The 15,248-nt window shown below is 66.7% G+C and carries 14 protein-coding genes; 5 read left to right on the top strand and 9 right to left on the bottom strand.

Translation table 11 applies throughout. From position 1 onward, the window contains the following. Positions 1–118: 118 nt before the first annotated feature. Genes hflD through ABE463_RS02530 form a run of 4 tightly spaced genes read right to left on the bottom strand, consistent with a single transcriptional unit; the run spans position 119 to position 2,793 of the window. Positions 119–733: a high frequency lysogenization protein HflD gene (gene hflD / locus ABE463_RS02545; protein ID WP_346467148.1), complete on the bottom strand. Its 615-nt coding sequence runs from the start codon at positions 731–733 to the stop codon at positions 119–121. Continuing rightward, entirely contained in the window at positions 730–1,869 is a 1,140-nt protein-coding gene (gene mnmA, locus ABE463_RS02540; protein ID WP_259260891.1) for a tRNA 2-thiouridine(34) synthase MnmA, read from the bottom strand. The genes hflD and mnmA overlap by 4 nt, the downstream gene beginning before the upstream one ends. After that, a complete protein-coding gene (locus ABE463_RS02535; protein WP_346467147.1) occupies positions 1,866–2,327 on the bottom strand; it encodes an NUDIX hydrolase in 462 nt (153 codons plus the stop codon). The genes mnmA and ABE463_RS02535 overlap by 4 nt, the downstream gene beginning before the upstream one ends. 1 nt (position 2,328) lies before the next feature. Continuing rightward, positions 2,329–2,793 (bottom strand): hypothetical protein, encoded by a 465-nt coding sequence (locus ABE463_RS02530; protein ID WP_259260889.1) that lies wholly within the window; start codon positions 2,791–2,793, stop codon positions 2,329–2,331. A gap of 95 nt (positions 2,794–2,888) precedes the next feature. Here ABE463_RS02530 and clpS point away from each other — a divergent pair, with 95 nt between their 5' ends. Both clpS and clpA read left to right on the top strand, forming a co-directional pair. Beyond that, on the top strand, positions 2,889–3,221 hold the full coding sequence (gene clpS, locus ABE463_RS02525) for an ATP-dependent Clp protease adapter ClpS (RefSeq protein WP_123729237.1): 333 nt from the start codon (positions 2,889–2,891) through the stop codon (positions 3,219–3,221). A gap of 376 nt (positions 3,222–3,597) precedes the next feature. After that, positions 3,598–5,877 carry an ATP-dependent Clp protease ATP-binding subunit ClpA gene (clpA, locus tag ABE463_RS02520; protein ID WP_282259506.1) on the top strand — a complete coding sequence of 760 codons (2,280 nt, stop codon included), beginning with the start codon at positions 3,598–3,600 and terminating at the stop codon, positions 5,875–5,877. Positions 5,878–5,955: 78 nt separating this feature from the next. Here clpA and ABE463_RS02515 read toward each other — a convergent pair whose 3' ends face one another. From ABE463_RS02515 to trxB, 5 genes are all read right to left on the bottom strand, one after another. Then, a complete protein-coding gene (locus ABE463_RS02515; RefSeq protein ID WP_346467146.1) occupies positions 5,956–6,336 on the bottom strand; it encodes a hypothetical protein in 381 nt (126 codons plus the stop codon). Positions 6,337–6,535: 199 nt separating this feature from the next. Continuing rightward, positions 6,536–6,754, bottom strand: a complete 219-nt coding sequence (infA, locus tag ABE463_RS02510; RefSeq protein WP_005409596.1) for a translation initiation factor IF-1 — start codon at positions 6,752–6,754, stop codon at positions 6,536–6,538. Positions 6,755–6,840: 86 nt separating this feature from the next. Next, on the bottom strand, positions 6,841–7,590 hold the full coding sequence (aat, locus tag ABE463_RS02505) for a leucyl/phenylalanyl-tRNA--protein transferase (RefSeq protein ID WP_346467145.1): 750 nt from the start codon (positions 7,588–7,590) through the stop codon (positions 6,841–6,843). Next, positions 7,587–8,714: a GNAT family N-acetyltransferase gene (locus ABE463_RS02500; RefSeq protein ID WP_346467144.1), complete on the bottom strand. Its 1,128-nt coding sequence runs from the start codon at positions 8,712–8,714 to the stop codon at positions 7,587–7,589. The genes aat and ABE463_RS02500 overlap by 4 nt, the downstream gene beginning before the upstream one ends. A gap of 114 nt (positions 8,715–8,828) precedes the next feature. After that, entirely contained in the window at positions 8,829–9,791 is a 963-nt protein-coding gene (gene trxB, locus ABE463_RS02495) for a thioredoxin-disulfide reductase (protein ID WP_102788476.1), read from the bottom strand. Between the two features lie 256 nt (positions 9,792–10,047). Here trxB and ABE463_RS02490 point away from each other — a divergent pair, with 256 nt between their 5' ends. From ABE463_RS02490 to lolA, 3 genes are all read left to right on the top strand, one after another. Further along, positions 10,048–12,405, top strand: coding sequence for a DNA translocase FtsK (locus tag ABE463_RS02490; RefSeq protein ID WP_121036781.1), 2,358 nt, complete (start codon positions 10,048–10,050; stop codon positions 12,403–12,405). 69 nt (positions 12,406–12,474) lie between these two features. Beyond that, positions 12,475–14,448 (top strand): DUF3857 domain-containing protein, encoded by a 1,974-nt coding sequence (locus tag ABE463_RS02485; protein ID WP_346467143.1) that lies wholly within the window; start codon positions 12,475–12,477, stop codon positions 14,446–14,448. Between the two features lie 107 nt (positions 14,449–14,555). Further along, entirely contained in the window at positions 14,556–15,194 is a 639-nt protein-coding gene (gene lolA / locus ABE463_RS02480; RefSeq protein WP_346467142.1) for an outer membrane lipoprotein chaperone LolA, read from the top strand. Positions 15,195–15,248: the final 54 nt, after the last annotated feature.

Here is a 15,248-nt window from a genome sequence, read left to right as displayed (position 1 = left end):
GTTTGCTTTAGCCGTCCGCTGAATTTTGATGCATCACGGTGGTCCGCCCGTAACCCTCCGCACGCCCCGGCGCCGGCCCGCGTACGGGCCTGGCGACCGGAATTCCAGGCCGTTGGCCTCAGCGCAGCTGGCGGGCGACCGCTTCCAGCATCGCCTTGCGCGAGAACAGGAAGTCCCAGTACTGGCCGCCGGTCTGGCGCCACAACACGGCCGAGCGGACCGCCGAAAGCAGCAGCGCGCGGATCTCGGCCACCACACCGGCCTGGCCGAGGTAATGCGGGTTGCCCTGGACCATCACGCGCGGCTTGAGATTGCTGATGGTGTCGGCGTACAGGCCGCCCAAGCTGGCGAGCACGTCCGGATGGGCGCTGTCGCCCAGCTCGGTGGCCTGGGCCTGGGCGCGCTCGATACCGGTGCTGACCTTGGCCACGATCTCGTGCTCGCGCACGAAGCGCCGCTCCAGCTGCAGGACCGACAGCGCCAGCCGCGGCAGGTGCTCGTCCTGGCCCTGGCTGCTCAGGTAGTTGTGCAGCAGGCGCAGCCCGGGGGCGACATGGCTGGCGCTGCCGTAGATCTCCTGCGGGGTGGCAGCGTCAATGCGGAACACGCTGTCCACCGCGGTACGGACCACGGCGGCTTCGGAGTGGCCGGTTTCGGCGATGCGGCGCACCTGCTGCAGGGCCTGGGCGATGCCGGCCAGAGCAAGAACACGGTCGTCGACGGAAAAACTCATGCAGCAGATACCTCGAAAGGAGAAGGGGTGGCGCGCAGGCGCTGTTCCAGCGGAGCGTCGGTGGCGGCGATGACGGCGCCACCAAGGCAGACCTCATCGTCATACAACACCAGCGATTGACCGGGGGTGACGGCGCGCTGCGGTCGGGCGAAGCGCACCGCCAGGGTGCCGTCGTCGTGCACGGTGACGGTGCACGGCTCGTCGGGCTGGCGGTAACGGGTCTGGGCGGTGCAGTCGAACTGGCGCGCGGGCGGTGCGCCGGCAATCCAGTGGGCGGTCTCGGAATGCAGCCGGGTCGACTGCAGCCACGGACTCTCGCGATCCTGGTCGACATACAGCACATTGCTGGCGACATCCTTGCCGACCACGTACCACGGCGCCGCCGGCCGGCCACGCACGCCACCGATGTTCAGGCCCTCGCGCTGGCCCAATGTGAAGTAGAACACGCCGGGATGTTCGGCGATCAGGGCGCCATCCGGATCGCGGATCTCGCCGCTTTTCGCTGGCAGGTAACGGCCGAGGAACTCGCGGAAGTCGCGTTCGCCAATGAAGCAGATGCCGGTGGAATCCTTCTTGGCATGGGTCGGCAGGCGCGCATCCCGTGCGATCCGGCGCAGATCGCTCTTCTGCAGGTCGCCGATCGGGAACAGGGTCGCGGCCAGCTGTTGCTGGCCCAGCTGGTGCAGGAAATAGCTCTGGTCCTTGCTGCGGTCGGCGCCGCGCAGCAGGGCCCAGCGTCCGTCGATCTGCGCGATGCGGGCGTAGTGCCCGGTCGCGATGCGCTCGGCGCCAAGCTCGCGCGCGGCGTCGAGAAAATGCTTGAACTTCACTTCGCGGTTGCACAACACGTCCGGGTTGGGCGTGCGCCCGGCGGCGTACTCGGCCAGGAAGTGTTCAAACACGCCCTGCCAGTACTCGCCGGAGAAATCGCGGAAGTGGAACGGAATGCCCAGCAGGCCGCAGACCGCCACGGCATCGCGGCGGTCGTCCTCGGCGCGGCAGTCGCCGCTGCCGTCATCGGCCCAGTTCTGCATGAACAGGCCGGCGACCGGCTCGCCCTGCTGGACCAGCCGCCAGGCGGCCACCGAGGAATCCACACCCCCGGAGACGCCTACCATCACGCGTGGGGTGCTCATCGGGCCTCCCGCACGATCGACAGCGGGTGGCGCTGGCCGGCCAGATAGTCGGCCACCACCTCCCACACCAGCGGGCTGCGCAGGCGGGCAGGGTCGGCCCTCAGTTCGGCGGGTGTCAGCCACAGGGCGCGCAGGATCCCGTCGTCCAGCGGACGGTCGGGATCGTGCGACAGCGGTTCGGCCGCATAGGCAAAGCGCAGGAACGGCGTCCCATCCGGGGCGGTCCACTGGTAGGTGCCGATGAAGGCGCTCAGGCGCACCGTCCAGCCGGTTTCCTCCAGCGTTTCACGGACCGCGGCGGCGGCCAGGGTCTCGTTCGGCTCCAGGTGCCCAGCCGGCTGGTTCAGCACCTGGCGGCCGTCGATGGCTTCCTCGACCAGCAACAGGCGCCCGTCGCGGACCACAACCGTGGCCACGGTGACATGGGGCGCCCAGCGCGGTTCCTGCACGTCATTCACCTCAGTATTCGTCCTGCTCGGTCAGCTCCAGCTCCATCGCATCGGCGGTGCGGATGGCCGCATCGATGGCGTCGCTGAGTGCCTCGGGGGTGGCGTTGGCGTCAACCTTGACCACGAACATCGCCAGCTGATCCTGCTTCACCCAGGCGCCCATCTTGGCATCCTGGGAGTCTTCGAGCAGGCGGTTGGCCACGGCGGCCGGGAACTGCTTGCCCGGCGAGTTGTAGGCCGGCGACCAGATCTCGCGGATCTTGTGCTTGCCGAATTCCTCGACGGTGGAGCGCACGAAAGCCAGCTGGCTGCGGCCATCATCCATGTCGAAGACCATTTTGTAGTCGCCGTCTTCGTCCACCTCGTAGGTGTACTCCAGCGTGTCCAGAGCACGCCCGACAGCCTTGTCCGCTTCGGCCGCATGGGCGCTGGTGGCAGTGATGGCCAGCAGCAGTGCGGCAGCAATCCTTTTCATGAAATCCCTGTGAAAGTCTGGTTGGAGAGTGCAGATTGTGAAGGGCGGTGGGGGGCAACGTCCAATCCGGCGGAGCAGGGCCCTATAATGTGGGGATGCCCCGCGAGACTTCCCACGAAACTCATCACGACCACGGCGTGCTGCTTGAGCCTGCACGCCCCGAGGTCGCGCCACCGCCGATGTACCAGGTGATGCTGTTGAACGACGACTACACCCCGATGGATTTCGTGGTGACGGTTCTGCAGCACTTCTTCTCGATGGATCTGGACAAGGCCACCCAGGTGATGCTCCACGTGCATACCCGCGGCCGCGGCGTGTGCGGGGTGTTCACCCGCGAGGTCGCCGAATCCAAGGTCGCCCAGGTCAATGAATTCTCGCGCATGAACCAGCACCCGCTGCTGTGCACGATGGAAAAGACCAGCGGCTGATCGTTGGCGCGGGCCAGCACTGCGTGCGCCCGCGATCCGCACTGTTCCACCCACAATGACATCCGGCCCTCAGCGGCCGGCGTGTCCCTGCGCCGTACCTGCTGCGAAGCCCGTCCTGGCGGTCCGGCCATGGCAGCCGCGCCACGCCCTTCTCCGCGCCAGCACCCGTCCGCCGCCACATCCTCGGCTGACCGTGACAGTGCCATCACGGCCAAGCTGCCATTTCGTGGCCGGAAGATCGTGCATGATGGAGCCTGGTCGAATGGACGGAGCGATCAGGCAAGTGCTAACGCCGTCTGAACGCACCGATCCGCTAGGGTGATGGAAATCGTGAAGGTTGGCCGCATATTGTTCCTAACTGCCGCCGGAGTTAATCATGTTCAGTAAAGACCTCGAACACACCATCGGACAGTGCTACAAGCGCGCCCGTGAGGCCCGGCATGAATTCATGACGGTGGAACACCTGCTGCTGGCACTGCTCGACAACCCGTCCGCCCAGGCCGTCCTGAAGGCCTGCGGCGCGGATGCCGACCGCCTGCGCCAGGAACTGGAGCAGGCCATCGAGGCGTCCGTCTCGCGCTTGGCCGAAGATGATGGGCGCGATACCCAGCCGACGCTGGGCTTCCAGCGCGTGCTGCAGCGCGCGGTCTACCACGTGCAGTCCTCGGGCAAGAAGGAAGTCACCGGCGCCAACGTGCTGGTCGCGATTTTCGGCGAGAAAGACTCGCACGCCGTGTACTACCTCAACCAGCAGGACGTCACCCGGCTGGATATCGTCAATTACCTCTCCCATGGCATCGCCAAGCTGGGCGAGGAGGGCGAAGTGCCGCCTGCCGCCGATGGCGAAGGGCGTGCGGAGGGGGCCGAGGGCGAAGGCAAGGGCGATGCCCTGGCCGAGTTCGCCAGCAACCTCAACGAGCAGGCCCGCAACGGCAAGATCGACCCGCTGGTCGGCCGTGCCGATGAGATCGAGCGCACCATCCAGGTCCTGTGCCGCCGCCGTAAGAACAATCCGCTGTACGTGGGTGAGGCCGGCGTGGGCAAGACCGCGATCGCCGAAGGCCTGGCCAAGCGCATCGTGGAAGGCTCGGTGCCGGACGTGCTCGCCGATGCGGTGATCTACTCGCTGGACCTGGGCGCCCTGGTGGCCGGGACCAAGTACCGCGGCGATTTCGAGAAGCGCCTGAAGGGCGTGCTGACCGCGATGAAGAAGCTGCCCAACGCAGTGCTGTTCATCGATGAGATCCACACCATCATCGGTGCCGGTTCCGCCTCGGGCGGCACCATGGATGCCTCCAACCTGATCAAGCCGGCCCTGGCCTCGGGCGAGCTGCGCTGCATCGGCTCGACCACCTTCCAGGAATACCGCGGCATCTTCGAGAAGGACCGGGCCCTGGCCCGCCGCTTCCAGAAGATCGACATCGTCGAGCCGACCGTGGGCGAAACCTACGAAATCCTGCAGGGCCTCAAGCCCAAGTACGAAGCCCACCACGGCGTGACCTACGCCGATGACGCGCTTCAGGCCGCGGTGGATCTGTCGGTCAAGCACATCAATGACCGGCTGCTGCCGGACAAGGCGATCGATGTGATCGACGAGGCCGGTGCCCGCCAGCGGCTGCTGCCGGACGGTGAGCGCAAGGAATTGATCGACATCGAGGAGATCGAGACCATCGTCGCCAAGATGGCTCGGATCCCGGCCAAGCAGGTCAGCGCGACCGACAAGGACGTGCTCCAGCATCTGGAGCGCAACCTGAAGATGGTGATCTTCGGCCAGGACCCGGCCATCGAGACACTGTCCTCGGCGATCAAGCTGGCCCGCTCGGGCCTGGCCAATCCGGAAAAGCCGATCGGCAACTTCCTGTTCTCCGGCCCGACCGGCGTGGGCAAGACCGAGGTGACCAAGCAGCTCGCGCTGCAACTGGGCATCGAGCTGGTCCGCTTCGACATGAGTGAGTACATGGAGTCGCATTCGATCAGCCGCCTGATCGGTGCCCCCCCGGGCTATGTCGGTTTCGACCAGGGCGGCCTGCTGACCGAGAAGATCGTCAAGACCCCGCACTGCGTGCTGCTGCTGGACGAGGTGGAGAAAGCCCACCCGGACATCTTCAACATCCTGCTGCAGGTCATGGACCGCGGTGTGCTGACCGACACCAACGGCCGTGAGGCGAACTTCAAGAACGTGGTGCTGGTGATGACCACCAATGCCGGCGCGGCCCAGGCCTCGCGGCGTTCGATCGGCTTCACCCGCCAGGACCATGCCACCGACGCGATGGAAGTCATCCGCAAGAGCTTCACGCCGGAGTTCCGCAACCGTCTGGATGCGATCGTGCAGTTCCAGGCGCTGGGCTTCGAGCACATCCTGCGCGTGGTGGACAAGTTCCTGATCGAGCTGGAAATGCTGTTGCAGGAAAAGCACGTCAGCCTGTCGGCCACCCCGACCGCGCGCGACTGGCTGGCCCACCATGGCTTCGACCCGCTGATGGGTGCGCGACCGATGGCCCGGGTCATCCAGGACAAGATCAAGCGTCCGCTGGCCGACGAGCTGCTGTTCGGCAAGCTGGTCAACGGTGGCAAGGTCAGCATCGACGTCCGCGACGATCAGCTGTTCGTGGAGACCGAGGCCGAGCCGGAGCGTTTGCTGCCGGCCACGGTGTAGCGCCGGCCTCGACCGCGGTGATGAAATCGAAAAAGCCCCCGCAAGGGGGCTTTTTTTGTGCGCGGGCCAGCCGCTTGCTCAACGGCGCATGCGTGCCTTGCGGGCGAATTCTTCGGCGCTCAGGGGCTCCACCGCAGCCACGGCGCAGCTCTGTGAACTGGTCTGGAGCTTGGTCACCCCGGCGCCGCACAACTGACCGTCCTGGCCGGGGGTGGCGAACGTCAGTTTGGGGGACATCGCGGCGCTGGTGCAGGAGCGTTCAAAGCGCACGAGGTAATGCTGATCGCCGTTGCGCAGCAGTACATCGCGATCGGCGCGGTTGCGCACCACCTGCTGGTCGGAGGACAGGGTGATGCAGCCGGCGGGTGCGGCGGGCTCGGCGGCCTGGGCCGACGCAGCGGTGGCGACGCAGGAGGCGAGCAGGAGCAGGGAGAACAGGCGCTTCATGGCGGGGGCCATCGGGCAGGATCCGGATTGGATCGAGGTCCAGCGTGGACCGTTGCGCGCAAGGGCGAATCTGCATCAAGGCATCCTGACCGACGTCAGGGTGCACTGGGTCAGGGTGCCGCATGGCAGGGTGCGGTCGCCGTCTGAATGGCACCCACGCGAAAAGGCCAGCACCTGGCTGGCCTTCTGGCGGGAACAACCCCCGGACCGCTTATTTCATGCGGTAGGTGATGCGACCCTTGGTCAGGTCGTACGGGGTCATTTCGACCTTGACGCGGTCGCCCGTCAGGATGCGGATGTAGTTCTTGCGCATGCGGCCGGAGATATGGGCGATGATTTCATGCCCATTTTCCAGTCGTACGCGGAAAGTGGTGTTCGGCAGCGTCTCGCTGACGGTGCCTTCGAACTCGATGGAGTCGTCTTTCGACATGTAGTCCTGTGCAGTTCTGTAACCGGCCGAGCTGGCCTGAAGAGCGGGCATTTTACGCGCGTCGGACGTTTGATGCAAAGTTTTGGTTAAGGCGGTCCCGGATCAGCGAGTTCGGCGGCGGTCAAGGCGCCGAACAATTCCGCCCAATCGCCTGCGGGGGCTGGCTGTTGGACCTGTTCACGGACCAGGGCGAGAAAGCGCTGCCGGGGCCAGTGTTCGGCCCCCATGCGCAGCAGGTGGTCGTTTTCGACCTGCGCATCGATCAGTGGCCATCCCCAGCTGGCCAGCCGATGGGCCAACCCGGCCAGGGCGACCTTGGAGCCGCCCGATGCGGCACTGAACATACTTTCCCCGAAAAACACCCGCCCGATCGCCACCCCGTAGATGCCACCGACCAAGGCATCGCCATCGAATACCTCCACCGAGTGCGCGAAGCCGAGCCGGTGCAGGTCGACATACGCATCGCGCATGTCACGCGTGATCCAGGTGCCGTCCTGGCCGGGGCGCGGGCTGGCTGCGCAGGCATCGATCACCTGCTCGAAACACGTATCGGCGCGCAGCGTCCAGGTGCTCTGGCGCAGGGAGCGACGAAAGCGGCTGGACAGGTGCACGCCGTCGGTGCGGAACACCATGCGCGGGTCCGGCGACCACCACAGCAGCGGTTGGCCCTCGGAGAACCACGGAAAGATGCCGCCGGCATAGGCGTTGAGCAGCCGCACCGGGGAGAGATCGCCGCCGAGGGCCAGCAGGCCGTCGGGATCGCGCAGGGCGGTCTCGGCGGGCGGGAACGGGGCATCGGGCGCGTCGTCCAGGCGCCAGGGCAGGTGGCGGGTCACGCCGGGTCGGCCTTGAACGGACTGTGCGACGCCAGTACACGTGCGTAGTGGGCGACCTCGGCACGTTCCTGTGCGCACCACGCGATCAGTGCCTCGGCGAAGGCCGGCTCGGCGATCCAGTGCCGGCTGCGCACCCGGTGCGGCAGGAAGCCGCGCGCCAGCTTGTGCTCACCTTGGGCGCCGGGCTCGAAGCGGGCCAGTCCTTCGCGCAGGCAGTAGGCGATGCCCTGGTAGTAGCAGGTCTCGAAATGCAGGCCGGGCAGGGTGGCGCCGCCCCAGTACCGCCCATAGAGCGTGTCCGCACCGCGCAGGCACAGCGCACCGGCGACCGGCTCGCCATCGAGCACGGCCAGGAAAATCACCAGCGCGCGCGGCATCGTGCGGGCGAGATGCTGCAGGAACGGGAGCGTGAGCGCGGGCGAGTTGCCGTACTCGGCGAAGGTCTGCAGGTAGAAGCCGTGCATGGCGCGCAGGTCAGCCTCGGTCGCCTCATCGCCATGCACGATGCGATACGTGACGCCGCTGCGCGCGAGCTTGGCCCGTTCCTGGCGGATGTTCTTGCGGTGCTTGTGGTCCATCGCGCCGAGGAAGTCGTCGAAGGTCTCCCAGCTTCCGGGGTTGTGCCACTGGAATTGGATGTCCTCGCGCAGCAGCCAGTCCGGGCTGAAGGCGGGGTCTTCGTCGGCGGGGTGGAAGTTGATGTGGGCAGAGGGCCAGCCCAGGCGCGCCACTTCGCCCGCCAGCGTTGCCAGCAGCGCGCCACGATCTTCTGTCGTGCGGGCGAGCAATCGCGGGCCTGTCACCGGCGAATACGGCACCGCGCCCAGCCACTTGGGGAAGTAGTCCAGCCCGTGCTGGGCGTACGCGTGGGCCCAGGCGTGATCGAACACGAACTCGCCGTGGGAGTTGTCCTTGAGGTAGCCGGGGATCGCCGCGACCAGGGTGTCCCCGTCCCACAGGGTGAAGTGGCGCGGGCGCCAGCCCCACTCCGGGCGCAGGCAACCGTGTTCTTCCAGACCAGCCAGGAAGGCATGCGACAGGAAGGGGTTGCGGCCGTCGTGCAGGGCGTCCCAGGCAGCGGCGGGGACATCGGACAGGCGATGCAGGAAACGTGGATCGGGCATGGGCAGAGGATAGAGCAGGCGGGACGGACGCAGGGCGTGCGGAACGTACCGGTCAGTAAAAAGGCCGGTGAATGATTCACCGGCCTTCGTGTGCTGCGCGATACGGGCGGCAGATCAGCTCGCCTGACCCTTCGCATCCAGATAGCGCTCGGCATCCAGCGCGGCCATGCAGCCGAAGCCGGCCGAGGTGATCGCCTGGCGGTAGTGCTGGTCGGCCACGTCGCCGGCGGCGAACACGCCCTCCACCGACGTCTGGGTGGCGTTGCCGCCCAGGCCCGAGCGGATGTCCAGGTAGCCGTTGTTCATGGTCAGCTGGCCATCGAACAGGCTGGTGTTGGGGTGGTGGCCGATCGCCACGAAGAAGCCATGGGCCTCGATGTCACGGGTGCTGCCGTCCAGCGTGGACTTGACGCGCACACCGGTCACGCCGGCGTCGTTGCCCAGCACTTCGTCCACCTGGTGGTGCCACACGGTCTCGATCTTGCCGGCGGCGACCTTGGCGAACAGCTTGTCCTGCATGATCTTTTCCGCCTTGAGGGTGTCGCGACGGTGGACCAGGTAGACCTTGCGGGCAATGTTGGACAGGTACAGGGCCTCTTCCACGGCGGTGTTGCCGCCGCCGACCACGACCACGTCCTGGTCACGGTAGAAGAAGCCATCGCAGGTGGCGCAGGCGGACACGCCGCGGCCCTTGAAGGCCTCTTCGCTGGGAATCCCCAGGTACTTGGCGGTGGCGCCGGTGGCGATGATCAGGGCGTCGCAGGTGTACTCGGCGCTGTCACCGATCAGCTTGAACGGGCGCTGGGAGACATCGGCGGTGTGGATGTGGTCGAAGATGACCTCGGTCTCGAAGCGCTCGGCGTGCGCCTGCATGCGGGTCATCAGGTCCGGGCCCATCAGGCCGTGCGCATCTCCAGGCCAGTTGTCCACCTCGGTGGTGGTCATCAGCTGGCCGCCCTGCTGCAGGCCGGTGATCACGACGGGCTTGAGGTTGGCGCGCGCGGCGTAGACGGCGGCGGTCCAGCCGGCCGGGCCGGAACCAAGGATCAACAGGCGGGAGTGCTTGGAGTTGCTCATGTAAGCTCGCAATAGAAGGTAGGGCGGGACGCTGGCAGGGTGATTGCGCGGCGTCCGAGCGAAGTCATAGAGTGGCGGCAGGGGCGGGGCGATTCAAGGCGCGCAGTGGAACGCGGCGACCCATCGGGCATCGGGACATCGGCGCCGCCGGGTTTTTGACGGCGATGGCGGGGCCCGGTGTGCGAGGGGACTGAAAAGCGCAGCCCAGTCGTTTATTATCAAGCACTAACAGTGCATTCCCAAGGTGTGGTCTAAGGTGGCGAAACAGGTCCCGGAACGAGCCAAGGCGTCCGACAGCAAGGCAGCGCCGCGCAAACCGGCTGGCGAGGACAATCCGCGCCGGCAGCGCTTGTGGCGCGACCTGGGGTTGATCGCGGTCGCCCCGGCATTGCTGTATCTGGTCGCCAGTCTTTTCACCTACTCGGCCACCGACCCCGGTTGGTCGCATACCGGCAGCGTGGTCGCCCCGGTCCACAACATGGGCGGTCGCGCCGGTGCCTGGATCGCCGACGTCCTGCTGCAGCTGTTCGGCTACATGGCCTTCGTGCTGCCGATCGTGCTGGGCGCACTGGCCTGGATCGCGATGTTCGGGCTCAAGCGCGAGGCCAAGGGCGAGCATGATCTGGATCCGGCGCTGCGCCTGGTCGGCCTGGTCGGCTTCCTGATCGCAGGTACCGGCTTCCTGCACCTGCGCCTGTTCGTGGCCGACGTGGCCCATGCCGGTGGCATCCTCGGCAAGCTGGTGGGCAGCTCGCTCAGCGTCGGTTTCGGCGCGTTGGGCGCCAACCTCTTCGTGCTGGTCCTGTTGCTGGCCTCGATCACGCTGGCCACGGGCATCTCCTGGTTCGTGGTGATGGAGAAGATCGGCAATTGGGTGCTGGCACTGCCGCCGCTGTTCAACAAGAAGAAAGAGCAGGCCACCGAGTGGCAGCAGACCCGGGCGATGCGCGAGGAGCGCCAGGAAGTGCGCAAGGTCGATGCCGAGGTCCGCGCCAAGCGCGAGCCGGTCAAGATCGAGCCGCGCCCGGAGCCGGTGCTGGAGAAGAGTGATCGCGCCAAGCGCGAGACCCAGATTCCCATGTTCCGCGGGGTCAATGGCGATGGCTCGGATGTGCCGCCGCTGGCGCTGCTGGATGATCCCAAGCCGCAGCCCAAGGGCTACGACGAAGGCACGCTGGAGACGCTCTCGCGCCAGATCGAGTTCAAGCTCAAGGACTTCCGCATCGATGCACAGGTGGTGGGTGCCTATCCCGGCCCGGTCATCACCCGCTTCGAAATCGAGCCGGCCCCGGGCATCAAGGTCAGCCAGATCAGCTCGCTGGACAAGGACATCGCGCGCGGGCTGTCGGTGAAGTCGGTGCGCGTGGTCGATGTGATCCCGGGCAAGTCGGTGGTGGGTCTGGAAATCCCCAACGTCACCCGCGAGATGATCTATCTGTCCGAGCTGCTGCGCTCAAAGGAATACGACAAGTCCGCCAGCGTGCTGACGCTCGCGCTGGGCAAGGACATCGCCGGCCGCCCGACCGTGGCCGACCTGGCACGCATGCCGCATCTGCTGGTGGCCGGTACCACCGGCTCGGGCAAGTCCGTGGCGGTCAATGCGATGGTGCTGAGCCTGTTGTACAAGGCCTCGCCGAAAGACCTGCGGATGCTGATGATCGACCCGAAGATGCTCGAGCTGAGCGTCTACCAGGGCATCCCGCATCTGCTGGCGCCGGTGGTCACCGACATGAAGGAGGCCGCCAACGGCCTGCGCTGGTGCGTGGCCGAAATGGAGCGGCGCTACAAGCTGATGAGCGCCGTGGGCGTGCGCAACCTGGCGGGCTTCAACAAGAAGGTCAAGGATGCCCAGGACGCCGGGCAGCCGATGATGGACCCGCTGTTCAAGCCCAACCCGGAACTCGGCGAGGCCCCGCGCCCGCTGGAGACGCTGCCCTTCATCGTCATCTTCATCGACGAATTCGCCGACATGATGATGATCGTCGGCAAGAAGGTGGAAGAGCTGATCGCGCGCCTGGCGCAGAAGGCGCGTGCGGCCGGCATCCATCTGATCCTGGCCACCCAGCGCCCCTCGGTGGACGTGATCACCGGCTTGATCAAGGCCAACATCCCGACCCGTATCGGCTTCCAGGTCAGCTCGAAGATCGATTCGCGGACCATCCTGGATCAGTCCGGCGCGGAAACGCTGCTGGGCCACGGCGACATGCTGTACCTGCCGCCGGGCACCGCGTTGCCGGACCGCGTGCACGGTGCATTCGTCTCCGATGAGGAGGTGCACCGCGTGGTCGAACACCTCAAGGCCAGCGGCCCGACCGACTACATCACCGGCGTGCTGGACGAGGTGCAGATGATGGGCGATGGCGTCGTGGTCGGCCCCGGTGGCCTGCCCGAAGCGGGCGGCGGTGGCGGTGATGAGTCTGATCCGCTGTACGACGAGGCCCTGCGCATCGTCACCGAAACCCGTCGTGCCTCCATCTCCGGCGTGCAGCGTCGCCTGAAGATCGGCTACAACCGTGCCGCGCGCCTGATCGAAGCGATGGAGGCGGCTGGCGTGGTCAGCCCGCCCGAGCACAATGGCGACCGCAGCGTGCTGGCGCCGCCACCGCCCAAGTAACGCCGGGCCCGGCCTGGCTGCTTAGAACCCGGGCGCGGCCCGGGTGTTGCCGAGCACAAGGAACCTGCAATGAAGCCGATGATCTGGACGATGCTGGGCGCCATGACGCTCTCGCCGGTAGTGGCGTGGGCCGATGCCCAGCCCGTGCCGGTACCCGCGCCACCCGTGGCGCCGCCCACCCCGGGCGGGCAGGGCGGCCCGGCCGCGGGCGGTGAAGCGCAGGCCAACAACAACTTCAGCTTCGTGCGCTATCGCGCCGACTACGTGGTGCGCCCGGATGCGGGCAACACGCAGACCGAAGCGTACGAGATCCTGCTCAAGACCACATCGGCGGTCGAGCAGTTCAGCCAGGTGCGGCTGAGCTACAGCGAGAAGATGGAAACGCTGGAGGTGCTGCAGGCCTACACCCTCACCGCCGATGGTCAGCGTCGAGACGTGCCGGCCGACCGCATTTACACGCAGGAAAGCTATTCCAGCGCGGCTGCGGCGATGTACGCCGACCGCAAGGTGCGCGTGGTGGTGTTCCCGAATCTGGCGCCCGGTACGCGCGTGGTCTACCAGACCCGGCGCACCCAGAACACGCCGTACTTCCCAGGCTACTTCGGCCTGTGGGAAACCTTCAGCGTGTTCACCCAGTACGACGATGCCCGCGTGACCCTGAGCGCGCCTGCCGATCTGCCCATGCAGGTGGAGCAGCGGGGCGTGCAGGGCAGCCAGGTGCCGCGTGTGCGCAATGGCATGGCGCGCTGGGAATGGACGTACCGGCGCACGGATCCGCTGAAGGCGCAGAACTGGTCCGCCGCCGCGTGGGAGTACAGCCCCACCATCATGGCCAGTACGTACCGTGACTGGTCGCAGGTGGCGCAGGCCTACCAGCTCAAGGGTGGCGAGGCCGCCGCTGTCACGCCGCAGATCCAGGCGCTGGCCGACGAGCTCACCCGTGGCATCACCGACCGTCGCGAGCAGGCCGCCGTGCTGTACCGCTGGGTGGCGCAGAACATCCGCTACGTGGCGGTGTACCTCGGCAACGGCGGACTGGAGCCCAACCCGGCGCAGAGCATCCTCGACAACCACTACGGCGACTGCAAAGACCATGTCGTGATCCTGGAGGCGTTGTTGGCAGCGCGTGGCATCCAGAGCACGCCGGCGCTGATCGGTGCCGGTGGTGGGCCGACGCTGCCGGCGATTCCGCTGCTGGGCCGTTTCGACCACGCCATCACCTACATCCCCGAGTTCGACCTGTACCTGGACTCGACCGCGCCCTATGCGCGTGTTGGCCAGCTGCCCGAGGGCGATCTGGGCGTGCCGGTGCTGCATACCCGCCAGGCGGTGGTGGCGCGCACCCCGGCCAACGATGCCTCGCGCAACGGCACCGGGATCGAGGCGGCGTTCCGGTTCGATCCGGCGGGCAATCTGTCTGGCCAGACCGTGCTGCACCCGAGCGGCGTGACTGAAATTGGCATGCGCGGCGCGTTCGCACGGCTCAATGCGCAGAACCGGGCGCGTGCCGAAGAATCGATGATGGCCGCGTCCGGCTTCGACGGCAGCGGTGTACTGACACTGCTGGGCGACCCGCAGGATCTGACCCGGCCGTTCAACTTCCGCTATGACTTCCTGGCCAGCGACTACGTCGATTTTGGCGTGGTCGGCGGCATGGTGCTGCCTGACGCCCCGGGCAGCCAATCGTTCCGTGACCTGTATGCCAGCACGTCGGCGCCGGAAAACGCCACGCCGTTCTATTGCAACGACAGTCTGCGCGATGAGCGCTACCAGCTGACGTTCCCGGCGAACGTGCCGATCGTAGCGATCCCGCGCAGCCAGCACTTCGCCAATGCGGCGGGTGAGTACCAGGTGGACTGGACGCGCGAGGGGCAGGTGATCACCGCGCACCATCGACTGCACCAGCGGGCCGTGCGTGGGGCGGATGCGCTGTGCCAGCCGCAGGATTACGCCGCCTTCCGTGAGCTGTACCAGCAGGTCCGTCGCGGCTTCCGCGGGCAGGTGGTGTATGGGGATCTCAAGACGGTGCAGGCCGGGCCGTAAACCGCGTTAGGCAAGCGGCTTGCAGCGCATAATGTGCCCCTGATCGCCCATTCAGGATTGAATGGGCACACTGCCTCCCATCCTTCCCATTCGCCTGGATACCTCGCATGCACATCACCTTCCGCCGCTCCCTGCTTGCCGCCACCCTGGTCGTGGCCAGTGTCGGCTCGGCTTCGGCCTGGGCAGGCGCCCGTGATGAACTCAACCGCTTCACCCAGGGCCTGAAGGGCCTGGACGGGCAGTTCAGCCAGCAGGTGTTCGACAGCAAGGGCAAGGTCAAGGAAAACACCAGCGGCCGCGTTGCACTGTCCGCGCCGCGCCTGTTCCGCTGGGAGTACATCAAGCCGCACGAGCAGCTGATCGTGGCCGACGGCAAGAAGGTCTGGGTCTACGAGCCGGACCTGGAGCAGGCCAGCGTGCGCCCCCAGGGGCAGGAGGAGCAGAACAGCCCGCTGACCGCGCTGATCAATCCGGCCCTGCTGGACAAGCAGTACGACGTCAGCGAAGAGGCTGCCGTACGCGATGGCCTGCAGTGGCTGTCGCTGAGCCCGAAGCGTGAGACCGACACTGCCTTCCAGTACGCCGCATTGGGCTTCAATGGCCAGGGCCTGGCTCGCATGGAAGTGGTAGATGCGGTGGGCCAGCGCACGGTGATCAACTTCACCGGGTGGAAGCGCAACCCGAGCTTCGCCTCGGGCACCTTCAGCTTCACCCCGGCCAAGGGTGTGGACGTCATCGGCGAGTAACGGCCGCGGGCGTTCGGCCGCGATAGAATAGACACGTGGCCAGAAACCGAACGA

Origin of the sequence: Stenotrophomonas sp. TWI819 (assembly GCF_039673075.1) — a bacterium.
Classification (GTDB): Bacteria; Pseudomonadota; Gammaproteobacteria; order Xanthomonadales; family Xanthomonadaceae; genus Stenotrophomonas; species Stenotrophomonas rhizophila_B.
Note: the sequence above shows the minus strand (reverse complement) of the source record. Positions and strands in the feature narration are given on the sequence as shown.

Bases quoted from the DNA above. Each gene is read 5' to 3' on its own strand.
- trxB (WP_102788476.1), bottom strand. From the start codon at position 9,791: ATGAGCAACTCCAAGCACTCCCGCCTGTTGATCCTTGGTTCCGGCCCG.
- mnmA (WP_259260891.1), bottom strand. From the start codon at position 1,869: ATGAGCACCCCACGCGTGATGGTAGGCGTCTCCGGGGGTGTGGATTCC.
- infA (WP_005409596.1), bottom strand. From the start codon at position 6,754: ATGTCGAAAGACGACTCCATCGAGTTCGAAGGCACCGTCAGCGAGACG.
- clpA (WP_282259506.1), top strand. From the start codon at position 3,598: ATGTTCAGTAAAGACCTCGAACACACCATCGGACAGTGCTACAAGCGC.
- ABE463_RS02500 (WP_346467144.1), bottom strand. From the start codon at position 8,714: ATGCCCGATCCACGTTTCCTGCATCGCCTGTCCGATGTCCCCGCCGCT.
- clpS (WP_123729237.1), top strand. From the start codon at position 2,889: ATGCCCCGCGAGACTTCCCACGAAACTCATCACGACCACGGCGTGCTG.
- ABE463_RS02530 (WP_259260889.1), bottom strand. From the start codon at position 2,793: ATGAAAAGGATTGCTGCCGCACTGCTGCTGGCCATCACTGCCACCAGC.
- ABE463_RS02485 (WP_346467143.1), top strand. From the start codon at position 12,475: ATGAAGCCGATGATCTGGACGATGCTGGGCGCCATGACGCTCTCGCCG.
- ABE463_RS02515 (WP_346467146.1), bottom strand. From the start codon at position 6,336: ATGGCCCCCGCCATGAAGCGCCTGTTCTCCCTGCTCCTGCTCGCCTCC.
- lolA (WP_346467142.1), top strand. From the start codon at position 14,556: ATGCACATCACCTTCCGCCGCTCCCTGCTTGCCGCCACCCTGGTCGTG.
- hflD (WP_346467148.1), bottom strand. From the start codon at position 733: ATGAGTTTTTCCGTCGACGACCGTGTTCTTGCTCTGGCCGGCATCGCC.